Below are 17,223 nucleotides of genomic sequence, written 5' to 3'. Positions count from 1 at the left end.
GACCTTCGAGATGTCGACGATCTTCAACGTCCGCAACGTGAAGTTGCCGAGGCTCTCCCGGGCGTCGGTGATTCTCGGGACGATCGTGATCATCGTGGCGGTCGCGCTGGCCTTCCTCGGGTGGAACCTGTATCAGCGGCTGACGAAGACCACCGTGACGGCGTACTTCTCCCAGACGCTGGCCCTGTACCCCGGTGACAAGGTGCAGATCATGGGCGTCCGGGTCGGCGCGATCGACGAGATCGAGCCCGCCGGTGACAAGATGAAGGTGACCTTCCACTACGACAGCAAGTACAAGGTTCCCCAGGACGCGACCGCCTCGATCCTGAATCCGAGCCTCGTCGCGTCGCGCGCCATCCAGCTCTCGCCGCCGTACACCGGTGGCGAGACGCTGAAGAACGACGCCGTCATCCCGCTCGAGCGCACCCAGGTGCCGGTCGAGTACGACGACCTGCGCAACTCGCTCGACCGCATCCTCACCGACCTCGGCCCGACCCCCGAGCAGCCCAAGGGCCCGTTCGGCGACGTCATCGAGTCCTTCGCGGACGGACTGGCCGGCAAGGGCGAAGAGGTCAACCGGGCGCTGAACAACCTGTCCGAGGCGTTGTCGACGCTGAACCAGGGCCGCGGCGACCTGTTCGGAGTCATCAAGAGCCTGGCGCTGTTCGTCAACGCGCTGCACCGCAGCGACCAGCAGTTCGTCGCCCTCAACAACGACCTGGCCACGTTCACGAACTCGTTCACCAACACCGACCGCGAGGTCGCGAACGCGGTGCGCGACCTCAACGTGCTGTTCACCAACACCCGCCAGTTCTTCGACGAGAACGGCGAGGTGCTCGGCAAGGACATCGGCAACCTGGCCGACGTCACCAACGCCATCGTGCAGCCGGAGCCGTTCAACGGCCTCGAGACCGGCCTCCACGTCTTCCCGACGCTGGCGATCAACGCGCTGAACATCGCGGCGCCGGTGCCCGGTGGTGTCACGTCGCTGCCCGTGATCGGCAACTTCGCCAACCCGCTGCAGTTCATCTGCAGCTCGATCCAGGCCGGCAGCCGCCTCGGCTACCAGGAGTCCGCGGAGCTGTGCGCGCAGTACCTCGCGCCGATCCTCGACGCGATCAAGTTCAACTACCTGCCGTTCGGCCTGAACCAGTTCAGCTCCGCGCTGACGCTGCCGAAGCAGATCGCGTACTCCGAGCCGCGGCTGCAGCCGCCGCCGGGATACAAGGACACGACCGTGCCCGGCATCTTCAGCCGCGACACGCTGTTCTCGCACGGCAACCACGAGCCGGGCTGGGTCGTCGCGCCGGGCATGCAGGGCGTCGACGTGCAGCCCTTCACGGCCAACATGCTGACGCCGGATTCGCTGTCGGCACTGCTGGGCGGACCGGACCCGAGCTACATCCCGCCGGGCGGCCCCCGCGGTGGTGCGCCGCCGAACTCGTACGACCAGAACAACCCGCTGCCGCCGCCGTGGTACCCGCAGCCGGGTCCGCCGCCGGCGCCCGCCCCGGGCGTCATCCCCGGCGATCCGCTGTCGGCCATCTCGGCGCCCGCCGCGCCGGGACCCGGAACCGGTCCGGCACCCGCGCCGGCCGCCGTCCCGTCGGGACCGCTGTTCCCGGCTGAGGCAGGAGGCACCCCATGACGAAGTTGAGGTGGCCCGGCACCAGGACGCTGCTGAAGCGCGCCGGCGTGCTGTCGGTGGCCGCGGTCGTGCTGACGTCCTGCGGGTGGCAGGGTATCGCGAACGTGCCGCTGCCCGGTGGCCCGGGCAGCGGCTCGGACAAGATGACGATCTACGTCCAGATGCCGGACACGTTGGCGCTCAACGTGAACAGCCGCGTCCGGGTGGCCGACGTCTTCGTCGGCTCGGTGCGTTCGATCGAGCTGAAGAACTGGGTCGCGACGCTGACGCTCGACGTGCAGCCCGGCATCGAGCTGCCCGCCAACACCACCGCGGCGATCGGCCAGACGAGCCTGCTGGGCAGCCAGCACGTGCAGCTCGACCCGCCGGCCGACCCGGAGGGCAGGCTCAAGAGCGGCGACACCATCCCCCTCGACCGGGCCTCGGCGTTCCCCACCACCGAGCGGACGCTGGCGAGTATCGGCGCCATCCTCAGCGGTGGCGGCATCCCGAACCTGGAGACGATCCAGAACGAGCTGAGCAACGTGCTCACCGGCCGCGGCGATCAGATCCGCGAGTTCATCGGCCGGCTCGACACGTTCACGGCCGAGCTGAACGCGCAGCGCGAAGACATCACGCGGGCCATCGACTCGACCAACCGACTGCTGTCGATCGTCGCCCAGCGCGACGACACCCTGGACCGGGTGCTCACCGAGTTCCCGCCGCTGATCAAGCACTTCGCCGACACGCGGGACCTGTTCGGCGACGCGGTCGAGTCGCTGGGCCGGATCAGCAAGGCCGCCGACGCCGCGCTGTCGCCGATCTCGGCCGACCTGAAGACCAACCTGCAGAACCTGCAGCGGCCGCTGAAGCAGCTGGGCCGGGCCTCGCCGTACCTGATCGGCGCGCTGAAGTTCATGCTGACGGCGCCCTTCCCGATCGAGTCGGCCGACAAGGCGGTGCGCGGTGACTACATCAACGTGTCGCTGAACGTCGACCTGACGCTGTCGTCGGTGGACAACGGCATCCTGACCGGTACCGGCCTCTCGGGTGCGCTGCGGGCGCTGGAGCAGTCGTGGGGTCGCGATCCGAACACGATGATCCCGGACGTCCGGTTCACGCCGAACCCGCACACGGTTCCCGGTGGACCGCTCGTCGAAAGAGGTGAGTGAGCGGTGCTGACACGCGTCATACGCATCCAGCTGATCATCTTCACCGTCCTGACGCTGATCGCGCTGGGCGTGCTGGGCCTCTACTACCTGAAGCTGCCCAGCCTCGTCGGGATCGGTCAGTACGAGCTGAAGGCTCAGCTCCCCCGGTCGGGTGGCCTCTACGCCACCGCGAACGTCACCTACCGGGGCACCACCATCGGCAAGGTGACCGACGTGGTGCCGACGGAGTCGGGCGCCCAGGCCACGATGAGCATCGACAGCCAGTACAAGATCCCGGTCGACGTCACGGCCAACGTGCACTCGGTGTCGGCGATCGGCGAGCAGTACCTCGACCTGGTGCCGTCCGAGGAGAACGGTCAGTTCCTCGCCAACGGCGCCACGATCACCAAGAGCACGGTCCCCAGCGAGGTGGGCCCTGCGCTCGACGCGGCGAACGAGGGTCTGGCGGTACTCCCGAAGGAGAAAATCGACTCGTTGCTCACCGAGACGTCGAAGGCCGTCGGTGGCCTCGGTCCGGCGCTGCAGCGACTGGTCGACTCCACGACCAACCTCGCGCAGGGCTTCGACGAGAACCTGCCGCAGGTCAACGACATCGTGGACAACTCGGCGCCGATCCTGGAGAGCCAGGTGCTGTCGGGTGACGCGATCGGCCAGTGGGCACGCAACCTGGATACGATCGCCGCGCAGACGGCCGAGCAGGACGCCGCCTTGCGCACCGGTCTGCAGCAGGCGGCGCCCACCGCCGATCAGGTGAGCGCGTTCTTCAGCAGCGTCAAGGACTCGCTGCCGCAGACGCTGGCGAACCTGTCGATCGTGCTCGATCTGCTGAAGAAGCAGAACAAGGGCGTCGAGCAGCTGCTCGTCGCGTTCCCGCAGGCCGGCGCCGTCGGCCAGATGGGCACGATCTTCGACGGTCAGGCGCTGCTGCCGCTGGCGCTGGGCATCAACCAGCCGCCGCCGTGCCTCACCGGCTTCCTGCCGGCGTCGCAGTGGCGCTCGCCCGCCGACACCACGACGGCGGAGATCCCGAAGGACGTCTACTGCAAGATCCCGAAGGACTTCCAGGGCAACGCGGTTCGCGGTGCGCGCAACTACCCGTGCCTCGACGTGCCGGGCAAGCGTGCCGCCACCCCGGCGGAGTGCCGCAGCAACGAGCCCTATACCCCGGCCGGCACCAATCCCTGGTACGGCGACCCGAACCAGGTCCTGACCTGCCCGGCCGCCGCCGCCCGCTGCGACCAGCCGGTCAAGCCCGGCTACGTCATCCCGGCCCCGTCGGTCAACAACGGCTTGAACCCGTTGCCCGCGAGCCAGCTGCCGCCGCCGCACTCCCAAGTGCCGAGCAGCGACCCGCTGACCGCGCCGGGACAGGGATCGGTCAGCTGCTCCGGGCAGCAGCCCAACCCGTGCATCTACACTCCGGCATCGGGACCTACCGCGGTCTACAACCCATCGAGCGGTGAGGTGACCGGACCCGACGGTGTCAAGTACACCGTCGACAACTCGAGCAACCCAGGAGAAAACGGATGGAAGGAGATGCTGGCCCCGGCCGGCTGAACCCCACCGATTCGCAGGACACCGCCGACGACGCGTCGGTAGCACCCGCAGTCACACCCCTCGACGCCGACGCCGACTATCCGGTCGACGCCGAGGATCGCCCCACGGATGGTCGTCGCGCCGAGCGCTTCGGCCGCGCCTGGGTCGCCTCGATCGCCGTCGCGCTGGTCCTGGTGGCCGGCGCGGTCGCGGCAGGCGGCGTGGTCGCGCTCCGTGCGCACCAGAAGAGCCAGGACTACGTCCGGGCCGACGCCGCAGCCGTCGCGGCGGCCAAGGATTGCGTGACCGCCACGCAGGCGCCGGACACGGCCGTCATGAGCGCCAGCCAGGCGAAGATCATCGACTGCTCGACCGGCGATTTCGGGACCCAGGCGATGCTCTACAGCGGTGTGCTCGCCGATGCCTACCAGGCGGCGAACGTCAAGGTGCAGGTCACCGAGATGCGCGCTGCGGTGGAGAAGCACGGCGACGGCGGCACGGTGGACGTGCTGGTGGCGATGCGCATCAAGGTGAGCAACCTGCAGGTGGCCGATCAGGAGCAGGGTTACCGGTTGCGCGTGCAGATGGCGCCCGAGGACGGCACATACAAGATCGCCAAGCTGGACCAGGTCGCCTCGTGACGGCGGTGCTGCCCGATCGGGAGGCACCCACCTCAGCCGCACCGGACGCCCGGTACGCCGGGTGGTGGGCGCGCGCCGCCGCGCTGGCCGTCGACGTGGTTCCCGCGCTGGCCGTCATCGCCGCGATGGCGCTCATCGCCGTCGCCTCGCCGCTGCGCGGGTGGGTGTGGTGGACCGTGACGGTCGTGGCCGCGGTGGCCTTCGTGCTCGCGGCCGCCAACCGCTGGGTGTTTCCCGCGGTGCGCGGGTGGAGCCTCGGCCGCGCACTCGTCGGTGCGCGGATCGTCACCCGCGACGGCGCACCGGCCGGCACGGTGCGGCTCTTCCTGCGCGACCTCGTCCACCTGCTCGACACCGCGCTGGTGTTCGTCGGCTGGTTGTGGCCGCTGTGGGACCGGCGGCACCGCACGTTCGCCGACATGGTGCTGCGCACCGAATCCCACCGCGTGGCGCCCACCGGCGCGGCAGACCCCGACGACGCGGTTCGCCGGACGGACGTGCGTCGGCGGGTCGGCGCGGTGCTGCTGATCGCCGCGCTGCTCTGCGTCGCGGGCGGCGCGCTGGGCTACGCGTTCGTGTTCCGGCCGGAGCGCGGGATCGAGTCCGCGCGCAATCAGCTCGCCGATCAGGGCCCCCGTATCGTCGAGCAGATGCTGAGTTACGGCGCGGCGACGATGCAGGACGACTTCGCGAAGTCGCAGGCACTCGCCACCTCGGCCTACCGCCCGCAGCTCACCGAGCAGCAGCAGGCGGCGGCGAAGGTCGGCGCCACCACCAACGAGTACTGGGCGACCAACAGCGCGGTGCTCTCGGCGTCGCCGGATCACGGCGTGCTGCTGGTCGCGCTGCAGGGGCAGCGCGGCAACGACCCGACGACGGTCAAGTTCATCTCCGCGACCGTCCAGGTCGAGTTCCAGAAGACCGACGACCGGTGGCTGGTCGCCAACCTGACCGTGCTGAAGAAGCCGAACGCCGCCGCGGGGGCGGGCGGATGAGCCCGCGTCGGCTGGTCGACCCCACCGATCGGGACTACTTCGCCGCGCCCATGAGCGCGCCGAAGGGCCCGCGGCGCTGGGGTCTGCCGGTGACTGCGGTCGTGTCGGCACTGCTGGCGATCGCCGCGATCGTGGGTTGCGTCTTCGTCGCCGTGAACCACGAGAGCACCCGGCGCACCGACCTGCGCGACGCGGCCGCGCTCGGGTACGTGCGGGAGTTCATGGTCCGGTACACGTCGCTCGACCCTTTCAACGCCAACCAGTACGTCGATGACATCCTCGGGCAGGCGACCGGCGAGTTCGCGACGTCGTTCAAGGAGCGCAGCAACGAGATCGTCATCCAGGTCGCTCGCACCGAGCCGACCAAGGGCGACGTGTTGGCCGCCGGTGTGGAGCGGTGGAACGCGAACGGCAGCGCCGACGTCCTGGTGGCCGCGAACGTGACCACGCCCGGTCGTGACGGCCGGCCGACGGTGGAGAGCGCGAGCCGCTGGGTCGCCACGACGATCGAGGAGGGAGAGCAGTGGAAGATCAGCAAGCTGGTCCAGGTGATCTGACCTCCGGCGCGGTTCCTCAGGGCAAGGCCGCCCGCCGGCACCGGCTGTCGCGCCGGGAACTGCGGCAGGCGCAGGCCGAGGCGGCGCCGGAGGCCGGGCAGCCCGAAGTGGGGCAGGCCGAGGTGGGGCAGGCTGAGGCTGCGTCGCCGGAGGTGGTCTCGCCAGAGTTCGAGACCTCGGAAACCGGAGCGCCGGAGGCCGAGACGCCGGTGAACGAGACACCGGTGAACGAGGTGCCGGCGTCGGCGGATGCCCCCGAGGCGTCCGAGGAATCGCAGGAGACCGTGGCGCCGTCCGAGGCGCCGGCCGAGACGGTGACGCCGGAGCCGGCCGCCGCCGAGCCGGCTGCGAAGTCGACGACAGCGGAGCCGCAGACTGCGGAGCCGACGACGACGCGCCGCCGCTTCGGCTGGGGACGCAAGAAGGCCGCACCGGCCGCGCCCGTCGTCACCGAGACGCCCGACGCGGTGCCAGACCCGTCGCCTCTGGACACCACGCCTGCGAGCACTGCGCCCGCGGATACGACGCCTGTGGACACGGCGCCTGTTGATACGACGTCGGCCGAGGACGTCGCCGCCGCACCGGCGGACGAGACCGAGACCGACGTCGTCACGACGGCAGCGGTGGCCGACACCACGGTTGCGCCCGAGGCCGACGACGTCGACCCCGTCAGCACCGAAGACGCCGAATCGACCGAGACCGCCGAGACCTCCGAGGCACCCGAGTCCGCCGCCACCTCCGAAGCCGACGAGGCACCCGAGCCCGTGCTCGTCCCGCACCGGACCGCAGGCCGTGCGCTGAAGGTGGCGGCCGCCGCGGCAGGCGTCCTGGTCGTGGGTGCTGCCGCGTTCGCGGGTGCCGCCCTGCAGCCGTACCTCGCGGATCGCGCAGAGGTCCAGACGAAGTTCGAGATCGCCAAGGTCTCGGCCGACGCCATCACGACGCTGTGGACGTACACCCCCGAGGACATGGACTCGCTGCCGGACCGGGCGGCGCGTTACCTCGGCGGCGACTTCGCGACCGACTACCGCCGGTACATCGACTCGATCGTCAGCACCAACAAGCAGGCGCAGGTCAGCAACGTCACCCAGGTGATGGGGACCGCCGTGGAGGATCTGTCGCCGACGGAGGCGACGGCGCTGGTCTACACGAACTCGGTGGCCACTAGCCCGGTCACGAAGGGCATCCCGTCGCTGCGCTACCTGTCCTACCGGCTGGGCCTGCGGCTCGAGGACCGGAAGTGGCGGATCACGCAGATGCAGGCCGTCACCTCGCTGGACCTGACGCCGCGGCTGTAGTCCGCACCGCGATGCAGTCCCCGGTCTCCGACCGTGCCACGGTCGCCGCGCTGCTGCTGCTGACGTTCGCCACCGGTCTGGTGGACGCCGTCAGCGTGCTGGTGCTCGGACACGTCTTCGTGGCGAACATGACCGGCAACGTCATATTCCTGGGGTTCTGGTTCGTGCCGCACTCCGGCGTCGACCTCACCGCCGCGGTGGTCGCCTTCGCCAGCTTCGTGACCGGCACGGTGCTGGGCGGCCGGCTGGCCCGGCACCTCGACGTGCGCGTGCGGCGGTGGCTGCTGGTGGCGCTCGGCATCGAGGTGGTCATGCTGACCGTGCTGGCGGTCCTCGCGGGCACCGGTGTGCTGAGCTACCACGACAACGGCAAGCTCGTCCTGATCGCGGGGCTGGCCGTGACGTTCGGCATGCAGAACGCCACCGCCCGCCAGTTCGGCATCCAGGAACTCAGCACCACCGTGCTGACGTCGACGATCGTCGGCATCGGCTTCGACAGCCGGTTGGCCGGTGGCACCGGCCAGCGCGAGAAGCTGCGCTACGGGGTGGTGCTGACGATGCTCGGCGGCGCCGTCCTCGGCGCCACCCTCACCCGCGTGACCGTTGCCCCCGTCATCGGTCTCGCGGCCGCCGCCGTGGCTGCCGGTGCCGCGGTCTTCGCGTACGGGCCGGCACCCGCACGCGCCACCGCGGACTGAGGAGTGCACATCTTCCGCAAGACCAATCCGTCGGCGCCGCCCGGCCTGTTCGCCGCCGAGGCGCACGGATTGCGTTGGCTCGGTGCCGTCTCCGGTGGCGTGCCGTGCGCGCGGGTGCACTCCTTCGACGAGACCGGCCTCGACATCGAGCGACTCGAGCGGGTCCGCCCCCACGCGGACGCGGCCCGCCAATTCGGCAGGCGGCTCGCGGTGACGCACGCTGCGGGCGCCGACGCGTTCGGCTCGCCGCCCGACGGTTGGTCCGGGCCCGGGTACTTCGGGCCCGCCGAACGGCCGCTGCCGATGTCGTACGGCGCGTACGCGTCGTGGGGCGCGTTCCTCGCCGAGGAGCGGCTCGGTCCTGCGCTCGATGCTGCAGCGCCGACACTGGCCGCAGGCACCAGGAGGGACGTCGCAACGGTGATCGACCGCGCCCGCGCGGGCGACTACGACGACGACGCGACCCCGTCGCGGCTGCACGGCGACCTGTGGAACGGCAACGTGCTGTGGACGCCACGCGGCGTCGTCCTGATCGACCCGGCGGCGCACGGCGGACATCACGAGACGGATCTGGCAATGCTCGCCTTGTTCGGCTGCCCGCACCACGACGCCGTCATCGAGGGCTACCAGGAGCACCGGCCGCTGCGGCCGGGCTGGCAGGTCCGCCGTGGCCTGCATCAGCTGTATCCGTTGCTGATGCACGTCGCGCTGTTCGGCGCCGGGTACGCCGCGAGTGTGACCGAGGCCACGCGCAGCGCACTGGCTGCACGGGGCTGAGTAGTGATCTTGGTCGACCGATGCGTCGCGGACGCCTCGTTCGGCAAATATGGCACCGCGGGCCGGAACGCCGAGGACGACTAGTCGGGCTATCCATTGCCGGGCGCGAATGTCGCCGGTGTCGTTTGCCAGCCGGTTGGCGCGCGAACGCCGTTGCGGCGGTGACGGTTCGCGCCAGCCACCTCGACCGTCGTGAGCAGGGGTGTTAGCTCAGCAATCTGTACTATTGCCGTCGGCGTAAGTGTTAACGTCCTGTGAATCAGCATGGGCGTCGGGGAAGGAACAGGTCAGATGGCAGCGAAGCATCGCACGGTGAGCGCTCGGACCAAGCGGGTGGCGGTCGTCGCCACCGCGACAGCGACCGTGTCGGCTTTGACCGTCGGCGCCGCCCCCGCCCCCGCGCCGACCAAGCCGGTGTCCCACGACGCCGTCGACCTGGCCGCGGCGATCCGGTTGCTGCCGAACTCCAGCCAGGTGCCCGATCTGACCGGCGGGCTCGGCTCCGCGCTGTACGGCTCCGGCCAGGCCGTGGCCGACCAGCTGACGCGCGCCGTCGTCAACGGCATCAACCTCGCGGCGCTGGCCCAGGCCGCAGGCATCGACCCGCGCAGCCTGCTCGACCGGATCCTCACCGACGTCCCGTCCAACCTGCTGCCGGGCATCCTGGCATCGCTGACGCAGGAACTCCCGATCGTCCCCGGCCTGCTGCAGGCGTTGGGGCTCTCCGGCCTCGATCTCACCGCGCTGACGAATCTCATCAACCTCCTCGGCGTCGACGAACTCACCGACGCCACGCTCACCGGCGTCCTCGCGCTGCTCGGCCTCGACCTCGCCGACCCCTTGAACCTCGGCGGGCTGGACATCCCCGGCCTGAACGTCATCACCGCGGGCCCGACGTTCTCGGCACTGAAGACGCTGGGCGTCGACCTCGGCTGGGTGCCGGGTCTGCCGAACTCCGTCGCGAACGCGATCAACGACTCGGAGTACGCGAATCTCGGCGTCGACGGTCTGCTGCGCGAAATCGTCGAGCGCGCGACCAGCAACCCGCTCGTCGGCCCCGTCCTCGCACTCGGGCTGAATCAGTTGCTCAACCAGGTGCTCAATTTGACCGACAACATCCCCGACGTCCTCGCGGTCCGGGCGGTGCCCACGATCGGCATCGGCATGGGTGCCTTCGCCACGGCGATGGCCTACGAGCAGGTGATCGCTGATCTGGTCAATCAGCCCGGGGGCAACCCGGCGGTGTCGACCGACGCGATCCTCGGCAGCCTGACCATCCTGCCGATGGTGCTCATCAACAACCCGGCACGACCCGACGGTGGGCTGCTCGCCCGGTTCGGACCGCTCGCGGCGCTGTTCGGCATCAACACCGTCAACCCGACCACGCAGGTCACCGGCGTCGGCGGCACCGGTGGCGGTCCCTTCGGGCTGCATCTCGGCGGTGCCAACGTGCTACCGATCCTGGTGGACGCCGGAATCGAGTATCAGCCGCTGTCCGACCTCGCGTCGTGGCCCAACGCGTTCACCCTCACCAACAACCTGGCTGCGGCGCTGTCGCCGACCTACATGCTGCGCGGGCTGACCCTCGAGGGCCTCGACGACGACATCCTGGAGTTGGTCCAGAACGCGTTGAACGAGGCGACCAGCCCGACGGATCCGCTGGCGCTCAACCTGTACCTCACCCTGCAGTCCAAGACGCTGCCGATGCTCGAGCCGCTGTACCTGGCGTCGGACTTCCTCAACGTGGTGGGTCTGAGCCCGCTCGCGCAGATCCCGATGCGCATCGCGAACGCACTGGCTCCGGCGCTGAGCATCCTCACCAACATCGGCTACGCGAACGTGGTGCAGAACCCCGACGGCACCTACACCCGCGACTTCACCGACGCGAACGTCGAGACGCCGTTCCTCTCCTTCGCCAACATCGACTACGGCCGGGCGCTCGGTGATGCCTTCAACGCGTTCGTCGGCGGCATCCAGAAGGAGTTCTTCAGCGGCAACCCGACCGCGGCCGGGCCCAACGTGCTGCAGAACCTCATCACCGCGCTGTTCGACGGCAGCCTGCTCGGCGGCACCGGCGGCACCGGTGGCATCGTCGGCGGCTTGGGCAACCCGCTCGGCGGGCTCGGGGGCCTGGTCAACGGGCTGACCGGGGTCATCAACAACCTCGTCGGCGGACTGCTCGGCGGACTGGGCCTGGGCGGCCTCGGCGCCGGGGCCAGCACCCTCAACGCGGCGCGGACGGTGTCCGACGTGCCCGACGCGAACGCACGCTTCTCCGCCCTGCGGCTCCCTGCAGGCGCCGAGACCGACGCGACGTCGTCAGCGCAGCAGGACGGCACCGATGCCGAGGGCGGCCAGACCGAGACCGGCAAGGACGCCGCGGGCACCGCGCAGGCGACCGAGGGCGCGGCGAGCGGCGAGCAGACCGAGCAGCAGGGCGAGGCCGCCGCCGGCAAGGACCAGACCGGAACCGAGACGCCCGGAACCCAGACGCCTGCCACCGAGACGCCGACCGAGGCGGGCGGCACCGGGACCGAGGGTGCCACCGACGAGGCCCAGCAGGGCCAGCAGGACGAGACCGCGACGGAGACGTCGACGCCGAAGCACGCCAAGCCCGACGACGGCACCGAGCCGGCCGCGAGCACCAGCACGCCGAAGCACGCCAAGCCGGACACCGAGGAGAGCAGCAAGCCCGCGCTCAACGTCGTCCGCGACAGCGCCGACGCCTCCAAGGACAAGCCCGCCTCGACCAGCGGCACCACCGGCGGTGACGCCAAGGACGGCACCACGGCCGGGTCCACGACCACCTCGACGAGTTCCACGGGCAGCACCACGTCGACTTCCACGACGTCCGGTACCGCCGCCAAGGACGCGGGCGCCAAGGACGGGACCAGCAGCGCCTCGTCCGGCAGCCAGTCCGACGCCGCCTGACCTCAACTGAACGCCAGCCAACTCGGCAGCGCCCGTTCCCGGGAGTCGCACAGCACCTGCTGGGTGTCGCAGGAGCCGCGCGGCACCCCGGCGCCCGCCCACATCCCGCCGGCCTCGCGACGCAGCACGATGGCCGACGAGCCGCCGCCGTCGAGCAGGATGGCGGTGTCGCTGCCGAGGGCGCGGAACAGGTCCTGCAGCTGGTCCGGCGTGTGGCTGCCACCCTGGAAGACGTACATCTCGTCCTTCTCCCGGGAGTAGGCCAGCGCGGTGCGTGCGGCGCTCGGACCGCCGTCGTTCAACTGGCCGGTGTCGCCCGGCGCGAGCAGCCCGAGCCCCGCGACGGCGACGAAGCGCACGCCCTTGGCCATCAGGTCCGCGATCACCGGGCCTGCGGCGTCGAAGTCGTCGGCCGACCGCGGTGCCACCACGAACGGCGCCCCGGCGACCGGCAGGATCATCGTGTGCAGCGCCGTCCACGTCTCGTTGCCGGCGGACAGACCCTGCTTGCCGGCGTAGGGCACCGTGCCGGTGACCGCGGCGTTGGCCTGGCCCTGCCCGCGGGTGGTGTCGACGTATGCCCCGAGCGGTGACGAACACCCGGTGGTCTTCCACGAGCCGCCGGCCTGCCCGCGCACGTCGAAGAAGTTGGCGTTGATGGCGAGGGTCGGCTGCCCGAGCGCCTGCCACGCCTGCACGGGCGTGAAGACCTCCGACGCCTGCAGCAGTCCCTCGGCGGTGCGGGCGCGCGGATCCCGTTCGCAGCGGGCCTGATAGCCGCGGTGCGAGTCGACGAGCAGGCGCGGGGTGAGCCGCTGCGAGGCGGCCTTGACGATCATCAGGTGACCGCCGCTGGGCATCTCGTAGGAGTCGCCGGCGGCGTTGCGCATGGGGGCCGGATGGCTCGCGCCGAAGTGATACACCAAGTAGGTGCCGCGCGTCGCCGCGATCGCGCTCGCCAGCAGTCCGGCGCCGTCGGCAGCCCGTGCGAGAGGCGCGTGCGTCACGGTCTGCAGACTCGCGCACAGCAACAGCGTCGTGGTGCACGAGACGAGGCGCCGGAGCTTTGCAGCGGGTCTCGACACCGGTGGCCCCTTCGTCAGCACGCGAACGATGAGACCACGATAACCACAGGTGAAACACTGTCAACTTTCGTCACAGCAACATCACGCTGCGGCGTCGGCGCGGTCACCGACTGATTTGCCAGCTCCGCCCCGGTGTGCCGAGTAGGGCGGCGGCGAGCCACGGCCGCCGCGACGTGGCTAGGGCGGGGACAGCCGGTAGATGGCGTCGGCGTAGTCGTCGCTGACGTACACGGCGCGGTCCGGGCTGACGACCGCGGCGACCGGCCGGCCCCAGCGCGATCCGTCGTCGCCCTGAAAGCCGCCGATCAGGGTCTGCTGGTCGCCGAGGCCACCGTCGCGCCACGGGAAGAACGACACCTCCGGCGCGCGCGGCGGTTCCCGGTTCCACGACCCGTGCACGCCGGCGAGCGCTCCCGCGGCATACGGCGCCGGCAGCTGCCCGTCGACGAAGCCGAGCCCGAGCGGGGCCGAATGCGCGCCGAAGCTCTGCTCGACGGGCGGCAGTGCGGCGCAGTCCAGCTTCGTGCCGTCGGCGTTGGTCTGGACGTCGCGGATGAACGCCAGGTTCGCCGGACCGCCGCTGGGATTGCAGTAGGGCCAACCGAGTTCGCGCCCGGGGGTGACCTTCGCCAGCGACTCCGGCGGGTTCTCGTCGACGTAGTCGGGCACCACCTGCCCGTACTGCGGGCCCTCCTCCGGGAACGCGACGTTGTCGCGATTGTTCACGGCCGTCCACACCGTGCCGTCCGGAGCGACGGCGAGGCCGGTGCCGTTGCGCACGCCCGTCGCGAACGGTGCCGCGGGACCACCGCCGGGTGGGATCCGCATGATCGTCGCGCGCGGGGGAGTGGCGGTGCGGTCCTCGGCGGAGACGTTGCCGGTGGAACCGATCGAGAAGTACACGGCGCCGTCGGGCCCGACGGCCACGCTCTTCAGCGCGTGCGAGTACGCCCCGCGCAGGTCCGGACTGCGCGCGTCGGGGAGCCCGGCAGCGACGGTGCGGGGATTCGTCGCGCGGCCGTCGGCGTAGTCGTAGGCGTCGACCTGGTCGCTCTCGGCCACGTACAGCGTCGACCCGGCGAACGCCATCCCGTGCGGCTGGTCGAGCCCGGACAGCAGCACGTCCTCCTGCGGTCCGGCGCCGGTCGGCTGCATCCGCAGCACCTCGCCGGTGCTGGGCACCGAGACGAGCAGGGCGCCGTCCGGGGTCCACGCGAGCAGACGGGGCTTGGGCGTCCGCGCCCATACCGACAACGTCCAGCCCTGCGGGACCCGCGCGGTGCGCGGCGCGTCGAACGGCGCGGCGCGCAGGTCGTCGGGCACCTGGACGGTGACCTGCTCCAGCCCGGCGGCCGACGCTCCTGCCGGGCTCGAGGTCTCCGCAGAAGACGACTCGTCAGACGACGAGGCCCCAGACGACCCGTTCGGCGAGTCGGAGGCCGACGACGAGCACGCCGCCACCATCAGCGCGACCGCCCCGAGGGCGATCGCCGAACGACTATGCCGCAGCCAGACTCGCATGCATCTCCCAGACCAGGATCTCCGATGGTTCGGTGGCCGTGACGCGCTGGCCGCCGGAGGCGGTGAAGCGCACCGCGTCGCCTTCGTTCAGGGTGCCGGCGCCTTCGAGGGTGACCTCGCCACGCGGGACGAAGAGGTGCAGGTACGGCGCCTGGGGCAGCTCGACGGTGTCACCGGGCGCGAGTCGCGCACCCTTGAGCGCGGCGTAGCGGTTGCGGATGGTGATCGCGGTGTCACCCGCGTGCTCCGGCATGCCGGAGGCGATGGTGACGAGGTTTCCGCGCAGCAGTTCGTCGTCGATCTCGAGCTGCTGGTAGCCCGGCGTGATGCCCGATTCGTCGGGCACGACCCACATCTGCACGAAGTGCACGGGCTCGGCGTGCGAGGCCTCACCGGTCAGCGTCCAGGAGTCGTTCTTCTCCGAGTGCAGGATGCCGCGCCCGGCCGACATGCGTTGCGCCAGACCGGGATAGATGACGCCGGAGTGGCCGGTGGAATCCTGGTGGACGAGCGAGCCCCGCAGTACCCAGGTGACGATCTCCATGTCGCGGTGCGGGTGGGTGTCGAAGCCCGAGCCCGGCGTGACGATGTCGTCGTTGTTGACCAGCAGCAGCCCGTGGTGCGTGTTCGCCGGGTCGTAGGCGCCGCCGAAGGAGAAGGAGTGCTTGGAGTCGAGCCAGGAGATCTTCGTGGCGGCGCGGTCGGCGGCCCGACGGATCTCGACGTTCTCGGCGGTCTTTTCGGCGGTGGCCATGGAATCACTCCCGTTGCGTTGGTCGCCAGCCTAGGTGGCCGGCACTGGACACGACAACATGGATGATGTGTCATGTATTCCGTGTGGCTGTCCGACGACGAGCAACGGCTGTGGCGTGACTACCTGACGATGAGCGGCAGGCTGCAGGCGGCGATGAATCGCCAACTGCAGCGGGACAACGGCCTGTCGCTCGCCGACTACGAGGTGCTGGTGGCGCTGGCCGAACTCGCCGACTGCCGCATCTCCGACCTCGGCGAGCGGCTGGGCTGGGAGCAGAGCCGGCTCTCGCACCAGCTGACCCGGATGCGCGGGCGCGGGCTCATCGCGCGACGCGGGGCGTCCGACGACCGCCGCGCCGCGACGGTCGCGCTCACCGACGCCGGCCGCGCGGCGCTGGATGCCGCCGCGCCGGGACACGTCGAGCTGGTGCGCAGCGTCGTGTTCGCGGGCACCAGCGCCACCGACCTGCGCGCGCTGAGCCGTTGGACCGCGGCGGTGCTCCGCCGACTGGAGGAGTGATCCGAACCGGCCCCGAGCCGCCCGTCGTCAGACGAGGACGTCCGGGAGGCCGAACCGCGCGAAGAGCCCCTCGCCCGCGTGGAACGCCACCACGTGCGAGACCCCGCCGGGCCGGACCTCCAGCACGTGCAGCTGGAACTCCTCGTGCCGTCCGGTCTCCCGGTTGAGCATGTACAGGGCGGCCGCCGGTTGCCCGTTGGCCGTGGTCGCGAGGAATCGCATGTCACCGGGCCCCTGGGCCGGGCAGTGCGTCTTGGACAGCGTGACGATGTCCGCCGGACCCTGGTACCAGCCATCGAAGGGCGGCATCTCGAAGATCGCGTCGGCGGTGAACAGCTTCACCAGCTCGTCCATGTCGTAGTTCTCGAACGCCGCGACGTACCGCGCCAACTGCTCGCCGGCTTCGCGCGAGTCGGGGGCGACGACGTCGCCGTCCTCGGACGGCCGAACGGCGTCCAGCTGTGCGCGCGCCCGCTGCAGCAGGCTGTTCACCGCGGCGGTCGACGTGCCGATGGCCTCGGCCACCTCGGCGGCCTTCCACTGCAGCACCTCGCGCAGCACCAGAACGGCGCGCTGCCGGGCGGACAGGTGCTGCAACGCCGCCACGAACGCCAACCGCACCGACTCGCGGGACTCGACGATCACCGACGGATCCGAGGGGTCCTCCTTCGGGGCGTCCGGCAGCGGCTCCAGCCAGGTGATCTCGCGGTGCTCGGCGATGTCGCCGGTCGGATCGGACGAGGGCTGCCCCAACCCGGAGGGCAGTGGGCGCCGCTTGCGCCCGTCCAGGGACGTCAGGCAGGTGTTGGTTGCGATGCGGTACAGCCAGGTCCGCACCGAAGACCGGCCCTGGAATCCCTCGTAGGACTTCCACGCCCGCAGATAGGTCTCCTGCACCAGGTCCTCGGCGTCGTGCAGCGACCCGGTCATGCGGTAGCAGTGCGCGAGCAGCTCCCGCCGGTACCTCTGGGCACCGGCCAGGAAGTCGTCCTTCGAGTCGAATGACTCCGGAAGATCGGGAATCTCGGCGAGCACGCTCACACCCGCGGAGCCTACCCACGGGGACCGACGCATACGGCCGAGTGGCGCAGCCGGTCCGGCGGGACGAGGGA

General features: G+C 70.7%; 15 protein-coding genes. 11 read left to right on the top strand and 4 right to left on the bottom strand.

The features are described from left to right. Window positions 1–10: 10 nt before the first annotated feature. The 10 genes from FZ046_RS06000 to FZ046_RS05955 all read left to right on the top strand — a co-directional run bounded on the left by FZ046_RS06000 (window position 11) and on the right by FZ046_RS05955 (window position 12,232). Entirely contained in the window at window positions 11–1,648 is a 1,638-nt protein-coding gene (locus FZ046_RS06000) for a virulence factor Mce family protein (RefSeq protein ID WP_070352709.1), read from the top strand. Continuing rightward, a complete protein-coding gene (locus FZ046_RS05995; protein WP_070352710.1) occupies window positions 1,645–2,799 on the top strand; it encodes a virulence factor Mce family protein in 1,155 nt (384 codons plus the stop codon). The genes FZ046_RS06000 and FZ046_RS05995 overlap by 4 nt, the downstream gene beginning before the upstream one ends. A gap of 3 nt (window positions 2,800–2,802) precedes the next feature. Then, window positions 2,803–4,356, top strand: a complete 1,554-nt coding sequence (locus FZ046_RS05990; RefSeq protein ID WP_070352711.1) for an MlaD family protein — start codon at window positions 2,803–2,805, stop codon at window positions 4,354–4,356. Next, a complete protein-coding gene (locus FZ046_RS05985; RefSeq protein ID WP_070352712.1) occupies window positions 4,326–4,976 on the top strand; it encodes an Rv1363c family protein in 651 nt (216 codons plus the stop codon). The genes FZ046_RS05990 and FZ046_RS05985 overlap by 31 nt, the downstream gene beginning before the upstream one ends. Continuing rightward, a complete protein-coding gene (locus FZ046_RS05980; protein WP_070352713.1) occupies window positions 4,973–5,971 on the top strand; it encodes an RDD family protein in 999 nt (332 codons plus the stop codon). Before FZ046_RS05985 ends, FZ046_RS05980 begins: the two co-directional genes overlap by 4 nt. Then, window positions 5,968–6,528 carry an Rv1363c family protein gene (locus FZ046_RS05975; RefSeq protein WP_070352714.1) on the top strand — a complete coding sequence of 187 codons (561 nt, stop codon included), beginning with the start codon at window positions 5,968–5,970 and terminating at the stop codon, window positions 6,526–6,528. Before FZ046_RS05980 ends, FZ046_RS05975 begins: the two co-directional genes overlap by 4 nt. Then, window positions 6,495–7,826: a hypothetical protein gene (locus FZ046_RS28280; RefSeq protein ID WP_407664449.1), complete on the top strand. Its 1,332-nt coding sequence runs from the start codon at window positions 6,495–6,497 to the stop codon at window positions 7,824–7,826. The genes FZ046_RS05975 and FZ046_RS28280 overlap by 34 nt, the downstream gene beginning before the upstream one ends. Window positions 7,827–7,837: 11 nt before the next feature. Beyond that, complete coding sequence (locus FZ046_RS05965) at window positions 7,838–8,524, top strand: YoaK family protein (RefSeq protein ID WP_070352715.1); 687 nt, start codon at window positions 7,838–7,840, stop codon at window positions 8,522–8,524. A gap of 3 nt (window positions 8,525–8,527) precedes the next feature. Continuing rightward, the gene (locus tag FZ046_RS05960) at window positions 8,528–9,301 is read left to right on the top strand and encodes a fructosamine kinase family protein (protein ID WP_070352716.1); all 774 of its coding nucleotides are present in this window, start codon (window positions 8,528–8,530) and stop codon (window positions 9,299–9,301) included. A gap of 312 nt (window positions 9,302–9,613) precedes the next feature. Continuing rightward, window positions 9,614–12,232, top strand: a complete 2,619-nt coding sequence (locus tag FZ046_RS05955; protein WP_125939704.1) for an ICP22 family protein — start codon at window positions 9,614–9,616, stop codon at window positions 12,230–12,232. A gap of 2 nt (window positions 12,233–12,234) precedes the next feature. Here FZ046_RS05955 and FZ046_RS05950 read toward each other — a convergent pair whose 3' ends face one another. The 3 genes from FZ046_RS05950 to FZ046_RS05940 form a co-directional block, all read right to left on the bottom strand. Then, entirely contained in the window at window positions 12,235–13,317 is a 1,083-nt protein-coding gene (locus tag FZ046_RS05950; RefSeq protein ID WP_070352752.1) for a phosphodiester glycosidase family protein, read from the bottom strand. Window positions 13,318–13,494: 177 nt separating this feature from the next. Further along, the gene (locus tag FZ046_RS05945) at window positions 13,495–14,838 is read right to left on the bottom strand and encodes a PQQ-dependent sugar dehydrogenase (RefSeq protein ID WP_070352718.1); all 1,344 of its coding nucleotides are present in this window, start codon (window positions 14,836–14,838) and stop codon (window positions 13,495–13,497) included. Further along, window positions 14,816–15,592 (bottom strand): pirin family protein, encoded by a 777-nt coding sequence (locus tag FZ046_RS05940; RefSeq protein ID WP_070352719.1) that lies wholly within the window; start codon window positions 15,590–15,592, stop codon window positions 14,816–14,818. Before FZ046_RS05940 ends, FZ046_RS05945 begins: the two co-directional genes overlap by 23 nt. A gap of 72 nt (window positions 15,593–15,664) precedes the next feature. Here FZ046_RS05940 and FZ046_RS05935 point away from each other — a divergent pair, with 72 nt between their 5' ends. Next, the gene (locus FZ046_RS05935; protein WP_070352720.1) at window positions 15,665–16,111 is read left to right on the top strand and encodes a MarR family winged helix-turn-helix transcriptional regulator; all 447 of its coding nucleotides are present in this window, start codon (window positions 15,665–15,667) and stop codon (window positions 16,109–16,111) included. 27 nt (window positions 16,112–16,138) lie between these two features. Here the strand turns inward: FZ046_RS05935 and FZ046_RS05930 are convergent, their stop codons facing one another. After that, on the bottom strand, window positions 16,139–17,185 hold the full coding sequence (locus tag FZ046_RS05930; protein ID WP_070352721.1) for a sigma-70 family RNA polymerase sigma factor: 1,047 nt from the start codon (window positions 17,183–17,185) through the stop codon (window positions 16,139–16,141). Window positions 17,186–17,223 lie beyond the last annotated feature (38 nt).

Source organism: Mycolicibacterium grossiae (assembly GCF_008329645.1).
In the GTDB taxonomy this organism is placed as follows: Bacteria; Actinomycetota; Actinomycetes; order Mycobacteriales; family Mycobacteriaceae; genus Mycobacterium; species Mycobacterium grossiae.
Note: the sequence above shows the minus strand (reverse complement) of the source record. Positions and strands in the feature narration are given on the sequence as shown.

Bases quoted from the DNA above. Each gene is read 5' to 3' on its own strand.
- FZ046_RS06000 (WP_070352709.1), top strand. From the start codon at position 11: ATGTCGACGATCTTCAACGTCCGCAACGTGAAGTTGCCGAGGCTCTCC.
- FZ046_RS05995 (WP_070352710.1), top strand. From the start codon at position 1,645: ATGACGAAGTTGAGGTGGCCCGGCACCAGGACGCTGCTGAAGCGCGCC.
- FZ046_RS05985 (WP_070352712.1), top strand. From the start codon at position 4,326: ATGGAAGGAGATGCTGGCCCCGGCCGGCTGAACCCCACCGATTCGCAG.
- FZ046_RS05975 (WP_070352714.1), top strand. From the start codon at position 5,968: ATGAGCCCGCGTCGGCTGGTCGACCCCACCGATCGGGACTACTTCGCC.
- FZ046_RS05965 (WP_070352715.1), top strand. From the start codon at position 7,838: ATGCAGTCCCCGGTCTCCGACCGTGCCACGGTCGCCGCGCTGCTGCTG.
- FZ046_RS05945 (WP_070352718.1), bottom strand. From the start codon at position 14,838: ATGCGAGTCTGGCTGCGGCATAGTCGTTCGGCGATCGCCCTCGGGGCG.
- FZ046_RS05940 (WP_070352719.1), bottom strand. From the start codon at position 15,592: ATGGCCACCGCCGAAAAGACCGCCGAGAACGTCGAGATCCGTCGGGCC.
- FZ046_RS05935 (WP_070352720.1), top strand. From the start codon at position 15,665: ATGTATTCCGTGTGGCTGTCCGACGACGAGCAACGGCTGTGGCGTGAC.
- FZ046_RS05930 (WP_070352721.1), bottom strand. From the start codon at position 17,185: ATGCGTCGGTCCCCGTGGGTAGGCTCCGCGGGTGTGAGCGTGCTCGCC.